Genomic DNA, 19140 nt, shown 5'->3' on the forward strand with positions numbered 1-19140 from the left:
GGCACGCCTTTGCCGGCCAGCGGCCGGCACTACCCTCGAACCGATTTGCCGCCGCAATTCGTGCGGACCAAGGTCCGCACCCACCAAAGCAGATTTCAGATCGTTTCGCCAAACGCCTTGGCCAGATTCCGATAGGCCTTCTTCTGCGCCTCGTCGGTCGCCGCCGGGGCCACAATCTCCAGCTCGACGATCTGGTCGCCTTCCGGGCTGCCCGGCAGGCCACGCCCACGCAGGCGCAGCTTGCGACCGGCATCGGAGTCGGCCGGAATCTTCAATTCCACCGCTCCGCCCAGGGTCGGCACGCTGATGCTGGTGCCCAGCGCCGCCTGCCACGGGGTGACCGGCAGCGTGTACAGGATGTTGCGGCCGTCGACCTCGAACTGCGGATGCGCGGCGTACTCCACTTCCAGCAGCAGGTTGCCGCCGTGGTTGCCCTGCCCGGCCAGGCGGATCACCTGCCCGGGACGGATGCCCTTGGGCACGCGCACGTCCAGCTGCTTGCCGTTGACGGTGATGCGAAGGCTGTCGCCGTTGTAGGCCGCCTCCAGCGGTACCGACAGCTTGGCCCGGGTATCACGGTTGGGTGCATGGCCGTGGCTGCTGAAGCCCGGACCGGGGCCCGCGCCCTGGCCGCCGCGCTGGCGCGCGAACAGGCTCTCGAAGAAGTCGCTGAAGCCACCGTTGGGGCCACCGCCGCCACCACCGAACACTTCCTCGAAATTGAAACCGCCGCCACCGTAGTTCGGCGGCACGTTGAATTCCTCGCCCGGGCGATAGCCCTGTGCGCGCAGCTGGTCATAAGCGGCGCGCTTCTCGGGATCGCGCAGCGCCTCGTAGGCCTCGTTGATGGCCTTGAACTTGTCTTCGGCCCCGGCCTCCTTGCTGACGTCCGGGTGGTACTTGCGTGCCAGCCGGCGATAAGCGGTCTTGATTTCCGCTTCGCCCGCGCTCGGTTCCACCCCCAGGGTGGCGTAATAATCCTTGAATTCCATCCAGCTACCTCGATTCGCTTCGGCGGCGCCGGTGGCGCCGCCCCGGGTTCATTCTACGCGCCGGCGATGCTACGCCGCCGGTCGTGCGGCAATGGTGAGGCCGACTGATCCAGCGCAATGCGCCTGCCATCGCCCTGCCCCATGCTGTGGCTGACAGCCCGCCGCGGACGACGGAGATGGGGTGTATACATGGGTTTTCCAATGTCTTGACGCGTCCGTCCCCTCCTGGCCCCTACCTTCACCCAGCAAGGAGTTCCCATGACCATCCATGTCGGCGACCGCATTCCGGAAGTCACCCTCAAGCGCATCCGCGAAGGCATCGAGACCCTCGATACCCACGCCCTGTTCGACGGGCGCAAGGTGGTGCTGTTCGCCGTGCCCGGTGCCTTCACCCCCACCTGCTCCGCCCGCCACCTGCCTGGCTACGTGGAAACGTTCGATGCCTTCCGCAAACGCGGCATCGACGTGTACTGCATGGCGGTCAACGATCCGTTCGTGATGAAGGCCTGGGCCACTGACCAGCACGTGCCCGACGGTCTGCTGATGTTGTCCGACGGCAATGCCGAACTGACCCGCGCGCTTGGCCTGGAGCTCGATGCCAGCGCCTCGGGCATGGGCATCCGTTCGCGCCGCTTTGCCCTGTACGTGGTGGACGGCGCGGTACGCGCAGCTTGGATCGAGGAACCCGGACAGTTCGAGGTGTCTTCGGCCGAGTATGTGCTGGAGCACCTTCCCACTTGAACCCCTGACTACAAAGGAAATCGGCCAGCCATGTCCAACAAGCCAGCCAAATCCAGCAACGCCTCCCCTTCGGCCAAGGTCGCCGGCATCAGCGACCGCCAGACCCTGCGCGAGCGGGCGCGGAAGAACATCAAGGATGGCGCGATCACCGACAGCTACAGCGCCGACCGCAAGGTGGTGATCAAGCTGCTGAACGACGCGCTGGCCACCGAATATGTGTGCGTGCTGCGCTACTACCGGCACTATTTCATGGCCAAGGGCATGCTGGCCGATGCGGTGAAGGCCGAGTTCCTGGAACACGCGCAGCAGGAGCAGGCACATGCCGGGAAGTTGGCTGAGCGCATCGTCCAGCTCGGCGGCGAGCCGGACCTCAATCCGGACACGCTGACCGCACGCTCGCACGCCGAATACAAGGAAGGCAGCGACCTGCGCGACATGGTCCGCGAGAACCTTGTGGCCGAGCGCATCGCCATCGACAGCTACCGCGAGATGATCAACTTCATCGGCGACAGTGACACCACCACCAAGCGCATCCTGGAGGAGATCCTGGCGCAGGAGGAGGAGCACGCCGATGAGTTCGCAGACCTGCTGGAGGGCTGGATCGGGGAATAGCAGCTCCGGGCCATAGCCGGCGAATACCCCGGTAGTTGCCAACCTTGGTTGGCAGTTTCTGCTCATGCCAACCAAGGTTGGCATCTACCGGGTCATGGTGCATCAGGGGTGCCGGGCCATGCACATCGAACGGGTCCTGATGCATCGGTAGCGCCGGGCCATGCCCGGCGAACGCCGTGGTAGTCGCCCACCTTGGTGGGCAGCTTCTGCGCGTGCCAACCAAGGTTGGCACCTACCGCGTCATGGTGCATCGGTAGCGCCGGGTCATGGCCAAGGTCGGTACCTACCTGAGGACGTTGAACCGTACCTGCGTCCAGGCGCCGTCTGCGGCCAGTGCGGTCAACGTATGAGCACCCGGATCGGCGAACTCGCGCTGCATCAGCTGCGCACCGCGCGTCTGCGCGATCCAGCGGCCATCCAGCAGCCAATCCACGGCCTGCTCGCTGCCCAATGCGCGCAGCTGCAGGCGTACACCATGCTCAGCATTCGGCGCACGCGCCAGCGTCGCACCCTCGTTGAGGCCATCGATATGCAGGGCCACGCTGGCCTCGCGACCATCGTCGCGGCAGTCCGGCGACAACGCGGGAAGCCGTGAAGCATCGCGCGTGGCCTTGGGCAGCCAGGGTGACAACAGCGCCGGCCATCGCGCGATCTCGCGCGCGATTTCTTCATGCGGTGCGCTGCAGTCAGCCGATACCCGCAGGCCGGTGCGCGCGTCGGCCAGGTAACGTTGACGACCGGGCTGCCAACGCCGCGCATCGCGCTCCGGGAACGTGGGCGGCGCCGCGCCGTCCAGCAGGTAGGCCGACAGGCGTCGCTGGCAGAGCTCGGTGGGCAACGCCTCGGCCAGTTCACCGGTCGGCCAGCAGATGTCCGCCTCGGTCACGCTGGCTGGCATCGGCGCGGCCGCCGCATCGCCGCGCTGGCGCGGCAGGCTGTCGACCACTTCGAACATCAGCGGCAACGCCGTGACCGCACCGTACTGGCCCGGCAAGGGCGTGCCATCGGGCCGCCCCACCCACACACCCACGGTGTAGTGGCGGGTACTGCCGATCGCCCACGCATCGCGGTAGCCATAGCTGGTGCCGGTCTTCCAGGCCACGCGCGGCCGCCCGCCAACATCGAACGTACCAACGCCATAGCCCGGGCGCGGGTTCGATTCCAGCATCTCGCGCACGATCCAGCTGGCACCGGGCGACGCCAGCCGGCGCTCGATCATCGGTTCGTCATCGGTGTAGCGCACGCGGCCGGCAATGCCGTTGCGATTGAGTGCGGCAAACGCACCGACCAGGTCTTCCAGGCGCGCGCCGGTGCCGCCAAGAATCAGCGACAGATTCGGCGAGCTGCCCGGCGGGAAACGCAGCTGGATGCCGGCGTGCGACAGGCGCGCGGCAAAGCGTGCAGCACCCACCCGCTGCAGCAGATCCACCGACGGCACGTTCAGCGACAGACGCAAGGCACTGGCAGCGCTGATCGGTCCGTTGAAGGCCATGTCGAAGTTGCCTGGCCGGTAGTTGCCGAAACTCTGCGGCGCATCCACCAGCAGGCTCTCGGAATGGATCAGGCCATCATCGAGTGCCATCGCGTACAGGAACGGCTTCAGCGTGGAGCCTGGGGAACGCCAAGCCTGCACCATGTCCACGTGACCCAGCCGCTGCCGATCACCGAACGACAGCGTGCCGACGTAGGCACGCGCCTGCAGGGTCTGGTTGTCGACCACCAGCAGCGCCGCCGAGGTGCGCTCGGGCAGCGTGGAGAAATAGCTGGCCACGCGCTCTTCCAGGGTGCGCTGCAGGCCGATGTCGATGCTGCTCTGGATCCGCGCTTGCCCCGGATGCGCGGAGTGCAGCCGCTGGGCCAGCAGTGCGGCATGCAGCGGCGGGCGCAGCGAGCGTGCAACCACGTTCTCGATGCGCGCATCTTCCACTTCGTCCGGCGTCCACGCGTCGAGCTCGGCCATGCGCGCCAGCACCTTGTCGCGTGCCTTCTGGGCCGCTTCAGGATGGCGGTCCGGGCGCAAGCGACTGGGCGCCTGTGGCAGCACCGCCAGCAGCGCGGCCTCGGCATGCGAAAGCTGCGCGGCCGGTTTGCCCAGATAGGCCCAGCTGGCCGCTTCCACACCCTCGATAGTGCCACCGTAGGGCGCGCGCTCCAGATACAACGCAAGGATCTCGCGCTTGGACAGGTGTACTTCCAGCTGCACCGCACGCAGCATCTGCTTCAGCTTGCCCCAGGGGGTGCGTGTATGCGGATCCAGAATGCGCGCGACCTGCATGGTCAGGGTCGAGCCACCGGAGACGATGCGGCCACCGCGCAGCAACTGCCCGCTGGCACGCAGAATCGCCAGCGGATTGATGCCCGGGTGCCGCCAGAACCAGCGATCCTCGTAGGTCAGCAGCGCCTGCAGGTACAGCGGCGAAACGCTGTCGACCGACGCCGGATAGCGCCACACGCCCTCGGCGTCGGCGAACGCACGCAACGGGCTGCCGTCAGCGGCAACCACCAGCGTGCTGGTGTCGCGCTGCTTCGGCAACGGTGGCGGAAAGACGAAATCCAGCACCAGCAACAGCGCCAGCAATGCCGCGGTGCCCCAGCGCAGCCACGGCCACAGCGGTTGCAGCCGCTGCCGCAGGCGCGGCAGCCGCGTCTTCAGAGATCCCACCTTCATCCAAGGCATCCTGTGGGACGGGCCGCGCCGTCGCGGCCCGTCCGCACGATCACGGCTGTACCACCGTCAACGTGGTCGGGTTGCTGCGGCCGACGCCTCGCAGCTGCGGCCGGTACATGTCCTCCACCAGCGACGGCGGTACGGTGTAGGTACCCGGAGTGACCGCACGCACCAGGTAGAACACATTGGCCTTGCTGCCGCGCGAGAGCTTCAGCGCCGCCACGTAGCGGTCATCGCGGAACTCTTCGTGCTTGGTATCGGCCGCTTCGCTGCGGTCGCTGATGGTGATGCCATCCACCACCACGTCGGCCCACTGCTTGGCATCGCCCAGGTTGAGGTTCTCGATCTCCAGGCCTGCCGGCAGCAGGTCGGTCAGCAGCGCATCGGGCATCTCGCTGTCGGCGGTGATGGTGACGCGTACGATCAGCGCTTCACCCTCCTTCAGCGGACGCGGCGACCACGGCTTGCCATCGGTGCCGAAGTAGCTGCGCTCCACGCCGATCACACTGTTGTCCGGCGCCGGTGCGCTGCGCGGAATGCCGGCCACATCGATGCTGGCGAACATCGGCGGCTGCCCCTGCGGCGTGAAGCGCACGCCTGCGGCCAGCTGCCCTGCATCGAAGTTGCGGCCAAACAGCTTGCGCTCGCCGATGGCCTCGGTGCTGCCACCGATCACCAGTTCGCCGGCCACCAGTGCCTTCTGGTTGGCAGCCAACGCCTTGCCGAGGCGGGCGACGGCCACCTGTTCCTGCGTGCTCAGCCACATCCAGCCACTGTTGCGGCGCGCATCCAGGCCGCGGCCAAGATCGACCGCGCGTGCATCCCATGCCGGCTTGGCCAGCTTGTTTTCGTGGGTCAGCGCGATCATCAGCGCGTCGTCGCGCACGGCACTGCCGTAGTCGCCGAAGTACGACGGGCGTTCGCTGCTGGACTTGGCGAAGCCGGCCGCAAGAGCAGCCTGGCCACGCTTGGCATCGCCCTGCAGCGACAGCGCCACGCCCAGGTGCACCAGCGACAGGCCACCCACGGCCTTGCTGCGTTCGTTGTCGTACAGCGTACGCAGAGTACCCAGCGGTGCGCGGTTGACGCGGGCCAGCACGTAACCCGAGTACGCCTGGTTGGCGAACTTCAGGCTTTCGCGCTTTTCCTGGCCGTAGAACTGGTTGCCACCGGACAGCAGGTCTTCGCTCAGGCGGTTCAGCGCCTTCTGCAGCACGTTGTCCGGCACCGCAAAACCACCGTCCTTGGCATCGAGCAGGAACTCGGCGATGTACGGCGTCAGCCACGGGTTCACGTAGCCGTCGTCACCCCACATCGAGAAGTTGCCGTTGGCCACCTGCATCGACGCCAGGCGACCGAACGCACCTTCCATTCGCTCGCGACGGGTCTTCGCGTCCAGGCCATCGGCGCCGAGCATGGACGACGTCGCCTGGTCCAGGATCAGCGCGGCGTAGCCCTTGCTGGTGGTCTGTTCGGCGCAGCCGTACGGGTAGTTCAGCGCGCCCTGCAGCGCGCTGGCGAACGGGATCGGTGGCAGCGGGCTGACCAGCAGGCGGGCATTGACCGATTCGGACATCAGCCCGTCCATCAGGCTGCCATCCAGGCTTACCGCCGCCAGCGGATCGAGCGTGCGCACCTGCGAGCGCAGCACCTGCGGCCACGCCGCGCGTACCGGCAGATCGTAGCGGCGGTCGGCCTTGAAGCCGTTGCCATCCACGCGCACGCGCACCTTGGCCACGCTGTGGCCCTCGCGCGCCGACAATGGGAAGCTCAACGTGGTCTTGGCATCGGCATTGAGCTGCACGCTGCGCGTGCCTTCGCTCAGGCTGAGCGGGCCTTCGCTGTCCACGCGCACGTTGAACTGACCCGGCTTGCCGGTGAAGTTCTGCACGTCCAGGGTCACCGTACTGCGGTCACCCGGGGCGAGCACGCGCGGCATGCTGGCCTCGGCCAGGATCGGCGCGCGCACGATGGTTTCCACATCGCGCTTGCCGTACTGGTCATCGCTGTAGACCAGCGCTGACACGCGCAGGGTGCCATTGAAATCCGGCACCTTCAGGCGGATGCGGGCAATGCCCTTGGCATCGAGCTGCACCGGGCCGGAGAACAGGTCCACGGTCTGCACGCGCGCGGTCGGCCGCTTGGCCTGCGGCAACGCCTGCAGTGCCATGTCGCCACCGAACTTCAGCTTGCCACTGCTGCCGTCGAAGCTCTCGATCACCCGGCTGTAGATGTCATAGGCATCGATGCCGAGGCGACGCTGGGCGAAGAAGTGCGCGCCGGCATCGGGCACCGGGAAGCGGGTGATGTTGAGAATGCCCACGTCCACGGCCGAAACAGTGACGTGCGCGGTCTTGCCGGCCAGCTGCGGTGCGCTGACCGTCACCGGCAGGTCCTGCTCCGGTCGCATCTGCTTGGGTGCGGCCAGGCCGACGGCCACCGTGCGGCCCTTGCGGTCCATCGGCACGTGCACCACACCCACCGCTCGAGCCGGGGTGATCTTGCTCGGCGCACTGCCACCGCGGAACACCAGGGCGGTGATGTAGACGTCGTGGCGCTCCCAATCGGCAGTGACCGGGATCTTGTAGGTGGCACCGGGCTTGGCGTCGATGTCCTGCACGTACAGCATGCGGTCGGTCTCGACCATCAGCACGCCCTTGCCGGCGTGCGGCGGGGTCACCGTCACTTCCAGGGTATCGCCGGCCTTGTAGCCGGTCTTGTCCAGGCCCAGCTTGACCTTGTCCGGGCGGGCATCGAGGCCACGGTTGTCATCGCCCCAGCTCCAGCCGGCGCGGAACGGATAGCGGCTGGTCAGGCCGGTGGACGGATCGAACACGTCCACCCGGTACTCACCCCACTCCACCGGGAAGTCGAAGGCGACCGCGCTGCCGCCCGCATCGACGGTACGGGTTTCCTTGTTCTCGAAACGGCGGGTGAAATCGTAATCCCAGCGGTTGTCGTTGAAGGTCCAGTGGTAGTCGCGCAGCTCGCGCACCAGGGTGATCTTCAGGCCCTTGGCCGGCTGCGGCTTGCCGTCCGCATCCACACGCATCAGTTCAAAGCGCGCGTTGCCGTTGGAATCAGCGCCGTCGTCCGGGTTGAACAACGGGCGCACGCCGACCAGTGCGGCGGCCGGCCACACCACCCGCTTCAGGGTGCGGGTGACCGTGCGGCCACCGGTTTCATACAGGCTGCCGGACAGCACCACCGCGATCGGCGCCTTCGCCTTGGTCGCTTCTTCCGGCAACGACACATCTTCGCGCAGCTGGCCATTGGCCGGCAGCGTGGTATCGATCACATCCTTGGCTTCGCGCGGCAGCTGCAGGGTCGGGTCGCCGAAGAAGTAACCCGGCAGCCCCTCCACCGGCTTCTGTTCGGCGGCCACCGCCATGCGCGCGGTGAAGCGGTTGCCATCGGCTGGGGCACCATACAGATAGGCACCGTTGGCCTGCAGACGCAGATCTTCGCCCGGCTTCAGCGTTTTCTGGGTGCTGTCCAGGTCCAGCTTCATGCGCTCGGGCAGGAACTCCTCGATGCGCAGGGTCATGCCCTGGATCGCTTCCTTGCTGGCCGGGTCGGTGCGGAACTCGACCTGCCAGCGCCCGGTCGGCGCCTCGGCGGGAATGGTCTGCTCGAAATTGATGTAGCCCTGTTCGCCCGGTTGCACGCGGGTTTCGCGGAAGGTCTTGCCGTCGGGCTGCTTCAGGCGCAGGAACACCGGCTGACTCTTCACCGGCTTGCCATCGTTGTCACGCAGCAGCGCCGACAGGCGCACCGTCTCACCCGGGCGGTACAGGTCGCGGCCCGACCAGGCGTAGACATCGAACCAGGCGTTGTCACGGCCGGCCACGGCGAACTCGCTCAGGTCCAACGCGGGCTGGTTGAAGGGCAGGAAGCTGGTGTCCTTGCCGCTGCTGGCCACCAGCACGTGGGTGGCGTCCAGGGTGTAGTTCAGCAGCGCATTGCCGTTGCTGTCGGTGCTGCCCTTCAGCACCACCTCGCCCTTGGCATCGAGCACGCGAAGGTCGATACCCTTCAGCGATGCACCGTCCTTGAGCGCGGCGGTGTGTACGAACAGCTTGTCCTTGTACGCGCGGGTGTGCAGGCCGATGTCGCTGACCGAGAAGAAGGCGGTATCGAACTCGCCCTCGTAATCACCGGTGCGCTTGAGCAGGGCGAAATACAGGCCCGGCTCCTGCAGCTCCTTGATGTCCTGGGTCGGCAGGTAGGTCAGCACCCGCTCGTTCTGCTTGCCACCCAGAATGAAACGGTTGACGTAGACCGGCTCGGCCAGCTTGTTGATCGGGCTGCGCTCGTAGTCGCTGCTCAGTTCCCAGCTGCCACGGCGACCGCCGCGCTGGTACTGGCTGAAGAAGGTCGGCAGGTCCTTTTCGCGCACGCGCAGGAACTCGACATCGACTTCCGGCACGTTCACCGACACCACCGGCAGGCCACGGCTGTCCTTGGCCGGCAGCACGCTGCCCTGCGACGCAAAACCGGCCACCGGCTTCAGCTCGCCGCTGAACACCTTCTGCTTCAGTTCCTTGCCCAGGCGGCTGCCATCGGCGGCCAGCAGGTCCGGCGAGACGACCAGACTGAATTCCTTGCCGGCTTCGACGAACGGGTAGCGCAGGGTCAGGCCGTCATCGGACAGGGTCCAGCTGCTGTCATCGTTGCCGACCTTCTCTTCAAAGCGCACCAGCTTGTCGAAGTCCTGGGTGCCGACCAGCGGGCGCGAGAACTCCAGCGCCAGCGACAGGCCTTCACTCTTCTGGTCCGGGTAGGCACGCAGCAGGGTGAACTCCTTCACCTGCTCGGCCTTGGTGGCGATGGCCTCGCCGCTGGCCTTGGGCAGCTGCCCGCTGTCGTTGCGGCAACCGGCCAGGCCCAGCAACAGGCCTCCTGCCAGCAAAGCTGCCGTCCATCCCCACCGCATCCGCCGTGCCGGACCGCTCATGTCGTCACTCCTTGATCGAGGTGCCCATTATAGGGCCGCCGCGTCAAGGCGTTGACGCCGGGCACCCGGTATCGGAAACGAGGTAGACGCCAACCTTGGTTGGCGCTGTCCGACACGCGCCCGCTGCCCGCCTTGTGCCAACCAAGGTTGGCATCTACCAGAGCAGGTCCAGCGCGGGTGCCCGGTGGAGCATCGGAACGGGCCCCGCCCTACCCCGGCAGGTACAGGTCCACATAATCGGTCACCGGCATCGCCGCCAGCGCGACCGGATCCAGCGAGGCGGCCAGGATGCGCTGCTGCTGGGCAGTCGGGAAGCGGTGCGCCAGATGCCGGCGGAACTTGTCCATCAGCAGCGGGATACCCTCCTCGCGCCGGCGCGCGTGGCCCAGCGGGTACTCCACCAGCACCTCCGGCAGCGCGCTGCCATCACTGAAACGCACACTCAGGCCGTTGGCGATGCTGCGCTTGTCGGGATCCAGGTAATCGGCGCTGAGCTGCGGGTCTTCATGGCAGGCCATCTTCGCCCGCAGCGTGTCGATGCGCGGATCGGCCGCCATGTCGTCCTCGTAGTCCTCGGCCACCAGCCGCCCATGCAGCAGCGCGATGGCTACCATGTACTGCACGCAGTGGTCGCGGTCGGCGGGGTTATGCAACGGGCCCTGCTTGTCGATGATGCGGATGCAGGCTTGCTGGGTACGGATCGCGATGTGCTCGATGTCCTCGACCTTCCGCCCCAGCGCGCGCAGCTGATGGTGCAGCAGGACCGCAGCCTCCACCGCTGTCTGCCCGTGGAACTCGGCCGGGAAGCTGATCTTGAACAGCAAGTTTTCCATCACGTAGCTGCCGAAGGCGCGGCCGAGGGTCAGCGCCTGGCCATGCATCGATACCGCCTCGAAGCCCCAGGTCGGTGCACTGAGCACGCTGGGGTAGCCCATCTCTCCGGTGGCGGCCATCAGCGCCAGGCGCACGCCACGGCTGGTCGCATCACCGGCTGCCCAGCTCTTGCGCGAGCCGGTGTTGGGCGCATGCCGGTAGGTGCGCAGCGCCTGCCCATCCACCCAGGCCAACGACACCGCATTGAGCATGCGCTCGCGGTCCAACCCGAGCATCTGCGCGACGACGGCGGTGGTGGCCACCTTGACCAGCAGCACGTGGTCCAGGCCAACGCGGTTGAAGGAGTTCTCCAGCGCCAACACGCCCTGGATCTCGTGCGCCTTGATCATCGCCAGCAGCACGTCGTGCACGGTCGGCGGCGGGCGTCGCAACGCGGCCGCATTGCGGCCGAGCCAGTCGGCTACGGCAAGGATGCCACCGAGGTTGTCCGAGGGGTGGCCCCATTCGGCGGCCAGCCAGGTGTCATTGAAATCCAGCCAGCGCACCATCGCGCCGATGTTGAAGGCCGCCTGCACCGGATCGAGCACGAAGTTAGTGCCAGGCACGCGTGCGCCGTTTGTCACACTGATGCCCGGCACCAGCGGTCCCAGCAGCTTGCTGCAGGCAGGGAAGGACAGCGCCTCCAGCCCGCAGCCAAGCGTGTCGAGCAGGCAGTGATGCGCGGTCTGGAACGCCAGCGGCGAATCGATGCGGGTGTCACGCACGTAGTCGACGATATCCATCAGCAGCGCATCCCAGGCTGCACGCGTGTTGGATGGGGTGTGATTCTCGGACATCGTCGATCTCCTCGTAGGTTTGCCAGGCCACGCCAGACCCGGTAGTCGCCAACCTTGGTTGGCGCGGACGTTCACCCGGCGCTGCCTTCTTCATGCCAACCAAGGTTGGCATCTACCGAAGCATGTGATGCCACCGCCGACCAGCCCATCACTCGGCGGGCACCCGCACCTTGCCTTCCATCAGCACGCGGGCACTGCGGCTCATGATGGCCTTGGACACCGTCCACTGGCCGTCAACGCGTGCCGCCTGCGCACCCACGCGCAAGGTGCCCGACGGATGCCCGAAGGTAACAGCCTCGCGCTCGCCGCCACCGGCCGCACGATTGACCAGCGTGCCGGGGATTGCCGCGGCGGTACCGATCGCCACTGCAGCGGTGCCCATCATCGCGTGGTGCAGCTTGCCCATCGACAGCGCACGTGCATGCAGATCGATGTCCGCAGACGAAATCGCCTTGCCGCTGGACGACACGTAGTCCTGTGCCGGAGCGACGAAAGCCACCTTCGGCGTGTGCTGGCGGGTGGCCGCATCTTCCAGCGTCTGGATCAGGCCCATGCGCAAGGCGCCATAGGCACGGATCTTCTCGAAGCGCTCCAGCGCCGCCTTGTCTTCATTGATCGCCGGCTGCAGTTCGGTGCCGGTGTAACCGAGGTCGGCAGCGTTGAGGAAAATGGTCGGGATGCCGGCAGTGATCATCGTGACCTCGAAACTGCCCACGCCCGGCACGTCCAGCGTATCGACCAGGTTGCCGGTGGGGAACATCGCGCCAGCATCACCATCGTCGGACGGATCAATGAATTCCAACTGGATCTCGGCCGCCGGGAAAGTCACCCCATCCAGCTCGAAATCGCCGATCTCCTGCACTTGCCCATCGCGCATCGGCACGTGGGCGATGATGGTCTTGCCGATGTTGGCCTGCCAGATGCGCACGGTGCACAGGCCATCGCGCGGCACCCGGGCCGGATCGATCAGGCCGTTGGCGATGGCGAACGGCCCGACAGCGGTGCTGAGATTGCCGCAGTTGCCGCTCCAGTCCACGAATGCCGTGCCGATCGACACCTGGCCGTACAGGTAATCCACGTCGTGGTCGGGCACCGAAGCGGTGGAAATGATCACGCACTTGCTGGTGCTGGACGTCGCGCCGCCCATGCCGTCGGTCTGCTTGCCATACGGGTCGGGCGAACCGATCACGCGCATCAGCAGCGCATCGCGCGCGGCGCCCGGCACCTGCACGGCTTCGGGCAGGTCCTGCAGGCGGAAGAACACGCCCTTGCTGGTGCCGCCGCGCATGTAGGTGGCGGGAATACGGAGTTGCGGGAGGAAGGTCATGAATAAAATTTCCTGTGTGCGTTGAAAGAATACTTGGAGAGCCGTAAGCCAACCCTGGGTAGGCCGGCTCTACAGACCTCATTTTCGATTCGATGCACGCTCAAGCAGTTTCTGAAAGTGCCCCGGAGGCAGAGGAGCCGGAGGCCCCGAAGCCCAGCCTTCCGCGATCAACTGGCGGAGCAGGCTTTCAGCCTTGCTCCGCCGACGCTGGCGGATAAGGTCGCTAACGTATTCAGAAGCGCTGGCATAGCCCTCTCCACAAATTTCCTCGTCTACGAATCGTTTGAGCTCATCAGTCAGCACCACACTGATAGTGACCATACGGACCTCCGCTGCAGAACTGTCACGCGACAGTCTGCGAGGGCCTCGGGGCAACGACAAGGGCGGAAAGCGCCAGCCTTTGCATACAGAGGACATCGCCATCAGGTAGGTGCCTCAGCATGATTTCGCCGCGACCGCGCACCGACCCCCTGCTGCCATCGAAAGAGATACAGGATGACAAGTTTGGTGCAGCCACTCACCACCGCCAGCAGCAGCAAAGGCCACCCCATCCGCAGGCCCATGGCGAAGGCAAATACGATTGTGGACAGGTCCATCAGCAGGATCAGCTGACTCATCCGTAGCGACACCGCACCGGTGTGGCCATTGCGCAGGATCAGGAGGATCTGATGCGCGTAACCCTGCGCCAACAAGGCGGTGATGGCCACGATCATCGCACTGGCCACCACCCTGCCCTCATCCACATGACGATCGCCCCCAGCCAGACCAGCCAGCGCGCAGACCAATAGCAATGCGGCTGCCAGTAGGCTCGTCGTGGCAGAGCGATTTCGGCGGTCGCGCCATATCTCCACCAGGATGGCCATCACCAGCACCGACGCGAGCAACCGCGGCCAGACGATGAAGTGATTGAACGGTGTGACGCTGTATCCGTAGACGAAGAAAGAAAGGTAAGCCAAGAAGCTGACAGTGAACTGATTCAGCGATAGAACCGCAGTGGCGCTGTCGGTCGCGCCCGTGCGTCCGCGGCGGCGGCGCACCAGCCGCCATTGCGCGCCCACACCCAACAAGCTCAGCAGAATGAAGGCGGTGTTGACTGTGCCGGCGATGTTGTAGAACACAGAACCCATGCAGATGGGGCAATACCCCTCTCCTCCATGACCACCACCATGCGGGCCGAAGCCAGCATGGCGGCAACTCGACACAAGGCGGCTACCAGCCGCCTCACGCCACCTTGGCGCCTTCCAGGAAGTCCTGGGCGAAGCGCTGCAACACACCACCTGCCTCGTAGATCGCCAATTCCTCGTCGCTGTCCAGGCGGCAGGTCACCGGCACGATCACGTCCTGGCCGTCGCGGCGGTGGATGACCACGCGCAACTCGGCGCGCGGCGTCCTTTCACCGATCACATCGAAGGTCTCGGTGCCGTCGATGCCCAGAGTCAGGCGGGTGGTGCCCGGCTTGAACTCCAGCGGCAGCACGCCCATGCCGATCAGGTTGGTGCGGTGGATGCGTTCGAAGCCTTCAGCAACGATGGCCTCCACACCAGCCAGACGCACGCCCTTGGCGGCCCAGTCACGCGAGCTGCCCTGGCCGTAGTCGGCACCAGCGATGATGATCAGCGGCTGCTTGCGCTCCATGTAGGTCTCGATCGCTTCCCACATGCGCATGACCTTGCCTTCCGGCTCCACGCGCGCCAGCGAGCCCTGCTTCACGCTGCCATCGTCGTTGCGCACCATCTCGTTGAACAGCTTCGGGTTGGCGAAGGTGGCACGCTGCGCGGTCAGGTGGTCGCCGCGGTGGGTGGCGTAGGAATTGAAGTCCTCTTCCGGCAGGCCCATCTTCGCCAGGTATTCACCCGCAGCGCTCGAGGCCAGGATCGCGTTGGACGGCGACAGGTGGTCGGTGGTGATGTTGTCCGGCAGCACCGCCAGCGCACGCATGCCAGCCAGCGTGCGCTCACCGGCCAGTGCGCCCTCCCAGTACGGCGGACGGCGGATGTAGGTGCTCTGCGCGCGCCAGTCGTACAGCGGACTGACCTTTGCAGCGTGCTCCACGCGCACGTTGAACATCGGGTTGTAGACGCTGCGGAACTGCTCCGGCTTCACCGCAGCCTTCACCACCGCGTCGATTTCCGCGTCGCTCGGCCAGATGTCCTTCAGGCGCACCTCGTTGCCGTCGGTATCCACGCCCAGCACATCCTTTTCGATATCGAAACGGATGGTGCCGGCGATGGCGTAGGCGATCACCAGCGGCGGCGAGGCAAGGAAGGCCTGCTTCGCGTACGGATGGATGCGGCCGTCGAAGTTGCGGTTTCCCGACAGCACAGCAGTCGCGTACAGATCGCGATCGATGATTTCCTGCTGGATCTTTGGATCCAGCGCGCCGCTCATGCCATTGCAGGTGGTGCAGGCGAAGGCGACGATGCCGAAGCCCAGCTTCTCCAGGTCCGGCAGCAGGCCGGCCTCTTCCAGATACAGCTGCACCGCCTTCGAACCCGGCGCCAGCGACGACTTCACCCACGGCTTGCGCAGCAGGCCACGTTCGTTGGCCTTGCGTGCCAGCAGCGCCGCAGCGATCACGTTGCGCGGGTTGGACGTATTGGTGCAGCTGGTGATGGCGGCGATGATCACCGCGCCATCGGGCATCAAGCCTTGTGCCTGTTCGGCCTTGCCGGCTTCCAGCTTGGCGGCATCGGCGATGCCACGCTCGACCAGTTCCGATACCGGCAGGCGGCGATGTGGATTGCTCGGGCCAGCCATGTTGCGCACCACCGTCGACAGATCGAAGCGCAGCACGCGCTCGTACTCCGCGGTGGCCAGGTCATCGGCCCACAGGCCGGTGCTGCGCGCGTAGTTTTCGACCAGTGCGACCTGCTTTTCCTCGCGACCGGTCAGGCGCAGGTAATCAAGCGTCTGCCCATCGATGTAGAACATCGCGGCGGTGGCGCCGTACTCGGGGCACATGTTGGAGATGGTGGCGCGGTCACCGATGGTCAGTGCGGCGGCACCCTCACCGAAGAATTCAAGCCAGGCGCCGACCACGCGTTCCTTGCGCAGGAACTCGGTCAGGGCCAGCACCACGTCGGTGGCGGTGATGTCCGGCTGCGGCTTGCCGGTCAGCTCGACGCCGATGATGTCCGGCAGGCGCATCCACGACGCGCGACCCAGCATCACGTTCTCCGCTTCCAGGCCGCCCACGCCGATGGCGATCACGCCCAGCGCGTCCACATGCGGGGTATGGCTGTCGGTGCCCACGCAGGTATCGGGGAAGGCTACGCCGTCCTGCACGTAGATCACCGGCGACATCTTCTCCAGGTTGATCTGGTGCATGATGCCGTTGCCCGGCGGAATCACGTCCACGTTCTCGAAGGCCAGCTTGGTCCAGTCGATGAAGTGGAAGCGGTCTTCATTGCGGCGATCCTCGATGACGCGGTTCTTCTCGAACGCTTGCGGATCGAAACCACCGCACTCCACCGCCAACGAGTGATCGACGATCAGCTGCACCGGTACCACCGGGTTGACCTTGGCCGGGTCACCGCCCTTGTCGGCGATCGCATCACGCAGGCCAGCGAGGTCGACCAGCGCGGTCTGGCCGAGGATGTCATGGCACACCACGCGCGCCGGGAACCACGGGAAGTCCAGGTCGCGACGGCGCTCGATCAACTGCTTCAGCGAGTCGGTCAGCGTGGCCGGGTCGCAGCGACGCACCAGGTTTTCGGCCAGCACGCGCGAGGTATACGGCAGCGTGGCATAGGCACCGGGCTGGATGGCATCGACCGCGGCGCGCGCGTCGAAGTAGTCCAGCGAGGCGCCGGGGAGGTTCTTGCGATAGTCGATATTCATGGGCTGGCGGAATACTTGAGGCGGGCCGGGTGCCGGCGATGCGGCGGCGAAAACATCCGGCCGGCACGGGGCCGGCCGGATGCATGCAGCAGTAGGACGGTGGCGATGATCAGGAACGCTTGTCGATGGCCACGAAGTCGCGATCTTCCGGGCCGATGTAGTTGGCGCTCGGGCGGATGATCTTGCCGTCGATGCGCTGCTCGACGATGTGCGCGCTCCAGCCGGCGGTGCGGGCGATCACGAACAACGGGGTGAACATCGCGGTCGGCACGCCCATCATGTGGTAGCTGACGGCGCTGAACCAGTCCAGGTTCGGGAACATCTTCTTGATGTCCCACATCACCGTTTCCAGGCGCTCGGCGATGTCATACATCTTCAGGCTCGACTGCTCTTCGGACAGTTCGCGGGCGACGTCCTTGATCACCTTGTTGCGCGGATCGGACACGGTGTAGACCGGGTGGCCGAAACCGATCACCACTTCCTTGCGCTCGACGCGGGCCTTGATGTCTTCCTCGGCTTCGTCCGGATTGTCATAGCGCTTCTGCACTTCAAAGGCCACTTCGTTGGCGCCGCCGTGCTTGGGACCGCGCAGTGCGCCGATGCCACCGCAGATCGCGCTGTACATGTCGCTGCCGGTGCCGGCAATGACGCGGCAGGCGAAGGTCGAGGCGTTGAACTCGTGCTCGGCGTACAGGATCAGCGAGGTGTGCATCGCCTTCACCCACGAATCCTGCGGCTTCTCGCCGTGCAGCAGGTGCAGGAAATGACCACCGATGGAGTCATCGTCGGTCTCCACGTCGATCGCGCGACCGTTGTGGCTCCAGTGGTACCAGTACAGCAGCATCGAGCCCAGGCAGGCCATCAGCTTGTCAGCGATGTCACGTGCGCCCGGATGGTTGTGGTCGTCCTTCTCCGGCGACACGCAGCCGAGCACGGACACGCCGGTGCGCATCACGTCCATCGGGTGCGCCGACGGCGGCAGTTCTTCCAGCGCAGCCTTCACCGCAGCCGGGATGCCACGCAGCGACTTCAGCTTGGCCTTGTACGAAACCAGCTCGGCGCGGGTCGGCAGCTTGCCGTGCACCAGCAGGTAGGCGATTTCCTCGAACTCGCTGGTGTTGGCCAGGTCCAGGATGTCGTAGCCGCGGTAATGCAGGTCGTTGCCACTGCGGCCGACGCTGCACAGCGCGGTGTTGCCGGCGGCGGTGCCGGACAGGGCGACGGACTTCTTCGGCTTGAAGGTCGGGGTTGCGGTCGTATCGTTCATGTTTCCCTCCGAAACTTGATGGTGCAGGGTACTGCTTATTTCTTGGCGGCGAACAGCGCATCGAGCTGCTGCTCGAAGGCGTGGTAGCCGATACGGTCATACAGCTCCTCGCGGGTCTGCATGCTGTCGATCAGGTTGCGCTGGTGGCCTTCGCGGCGGACCGTCTGGTAGACGTTCTCGGCAGCCTTGTTGGCGGCGCGGAACGCCGACAGCGGGAACAGCTGGATGGCCACGCCGGCCGAGGCCAGCTCGTCGCGGCTGAACAGCGGGGTCGCGCCGAATTCAGTGATGTTGGCCAGCACCGGCACCTTCACCGCGTCAACGAAGCGGCGATAGGTCTCCAGGTCGTAGGCGGCTTCAGCGAAGATGCCGTCGGCACCGGCTTCGACGCAGGCGATGGCGCGCTCGATGGCCTTGTCCACGCCGTCCACCTGGATGGCGTCGGTGCGTGCGATCAGGAAGAAGTCCGGATCGGTCTTGGCATCGGCAGCCGCCTTCACGCGGTCGACCATTTCACCCTGCGAGACGATCTCCTTGCCCGGGCGATGACCGCAGCGCTTGGCGCCGACCTGGTCTTCGATATGGCAGGCGGCCGCGCCAGCCTTGATCAGCGACTTCACGGTGCGCGCGATGTTGAACGCGCTCGGGCCGAAGCCGGTGTCGATGTCGACCATCAGCGGCAGGTCGCAGACATCGGTGATGCGGCGCACGTCCACCAGCACGTCTTCCAGGGTGTTGATGCCCAGGTCCGGCAGGCCCAGCGAGCCGGCCGCAACGCCGCCGCCGGACAGGTAGATGGCACGGAAACCGGCGCGCTTGGCCAGCAGCGCATGGTTGGCGTTGATCGCGCCGATCACCTGCAGCGGCGATTCGGCAGCCAGCGCCTCGCGGAAGCGGGCACCAGCGGAGAAGGGGGTGGAAGCGGTCATGCGGCGATCCAGGTTGAAGGACAGGGAGGTAAGCGCAAGCACCGTGCCAACCTGCAAGCGATTGATTTCACGGGGATGACCGCCCAACCCCGGCGAAACATATGAAACATTGAAACAGATGTATCATGAAACATCGC

General features: G+C 65.9%; 12 protein-coding genes. 2 read left to right on the forward strand and 10 right to left on the reverse strand.

What is annotated here, in order from left to right; translation table 11 throughout:
- Positions 1 to 95: 95 nt before the first annotated feature.
- Positions 96 to 992, reverse strand: coding sequence for a DnaJ C-terminal domain-containing protein (locus tag CR156_RS13715; protein ID WP_100460041.1), 897 nt, complete (start codon positions 990 to 992; stop codon positions 96 to 98).
- 258 nt (positions 993 to 1250) lie between these two features.
- On the opposite strand from CR156_RS13715, the gene CR156_RS13720 reads away from it, so the two are divergent.
- A complete protein-coding gene (locus CR156_RS13720) occupies positions 1251 to 1733 on the forward strand; it encodes a peroxiredoxin (RefSeq protein ID WP_100553230.1) in 483 nt (160 codons plus the stop codon).
- A 30-nt stretch (positions 1734 to 1763) separates the two neighbouring features.
- Positions 1764 to 2345: a ferritin-like domain-containing protein gene (locus CR156_RS13725; RefSeq protein ID WP_100553231.1), complete on the forward strand. Its 582-nt coding sequence runs from the start codon at positions 1764 to 1766 to the stop codon at positions 2343 to 2345.
- Positions 2346 to 2628: 283 nt separating this feature from the next.
- Here the strand turns inward: CR156_RS13725 and pbpC are convergent, their stop codons facing one another.
- From pbpC to prpB, 9 genes are all read right to left on the reverse strand, one after another.
- A complete protein-coding gene (pbpC, locus tag CR156_RS13730; protein WP_100553232.1) occupies positions 2629 to 5013 on the reverse strand; it encodes a penicillin-binding protein 1C in 2385 nt (794 codons plus the stop codon).
- 49 nt (positions 5014 to 5062) lie between these two features.
- Positions 5063 to 9970 (reverse strand): alpha-2-macroglobulin family protein, encoded by a 4908-nt coding sequence (locus CR156_RS13735; protein WP_100553233.1) that lies wholly within the window; start codon positions 9968 to 9970, stop codon positions 5063 to 5065.
- A 209-nt stretch (positions 9971 to 10179) separates the two neighbouring features.
- Entirely contained in the window at positions 10180 to 11640 is a 1461-nt protein-coding gene (locus CR156_RS13740) for a bifunctional 2-methylcitrate dehydratase/aconitate hydratase (protein ID WP_100553234.1), read from the reverse strand.
- Positions 11641 to 11788: 148 nt separating this feature from the next.
- A complete protein-coding gene (prpF, locus tag CR156_RS13745) occupies positions 11789 to 12967 on the reverse strand; it encodes a 2-methylaconitate cis-trans isomerase PrpF (RefSeq protein ID WP_100553235.1) in 1179 nt (392 codons plus the stop codon).
- A gap of 78 nt (positions 12968 to 13045) precedes the next feature.
- Entirely contained in the window at positions 13046 to 13390 is a 345-nt protein-coding gene (locus CR156_RS23410) for a ribbon-helix-helix domain-containing protein (protein ID WP_409349555.1), read from the reverse strand.
- A complete protein-coding gene (locus CR156_RS13755) occupies positions 13390 to 14085 on the reverse strand; it encodes a hypothetical protein (protein WP_100554176.1) in 696 nt (231 codons plus the stop codon). The genes CR156_RS23410 and CR156_RS13755 overlap by 1 nt, the downstream gene beginning before the upstream one ends.
- A 103-nt stretch (positions 14086 to 14188) precedes the next feature.
- Positions 14189 to 16807 (reverse strand): Fe/S-dependent 2-methylisocitrate dehydratase AcnD, encoded by a 2619-nt coding sequence (acnD, locus tag CR156_RS13760; protein ID WP_100553237.1) that lies wholly within the window; start codon positions 16805 to 16807, stop codon positions 14189 to 14191.
- Between the two features lie 109 nt (positions 16808 to 16916).
- Positions 16917 to 18074, reverse strand: coding sequence for a bifunctional 2-methylcitrate synthase/citrate synthase (gene prpC / locus CR156_RS13765; protein WP_100553238.1), 1158 nt, complete (start codon positions 18072 to 18074; stop codon positions 16917 to 16919).
- A 35-nt stretch (positions 18075 to 18109) separates the two neighbouring features.
- On the reverse strand, positions 18110 to 19003 hold the full coding sequence (gene prpB / locus CR156_RS13770) for a methylisocitrate lyase (protein WP_089236473.1): 894 nt from the start codon (positions 19001 to 19003) through the stop codon (positions 18110 to 18112).
- Between the last annotated feature and the right edge of the window lie 137 nt (positions 19004 to 19140).

The sequence above is a fragment of the Stenotrophomonas lactitubi genome (assembly GCF_002803515.1).
GTDB lineage: Bacteria > Pseudomonadota > Gammaproteobacteria > Xanthomonadales > Xanthomonadaceae > Stenotrophomonas > Stenotrophomonas lactitubi.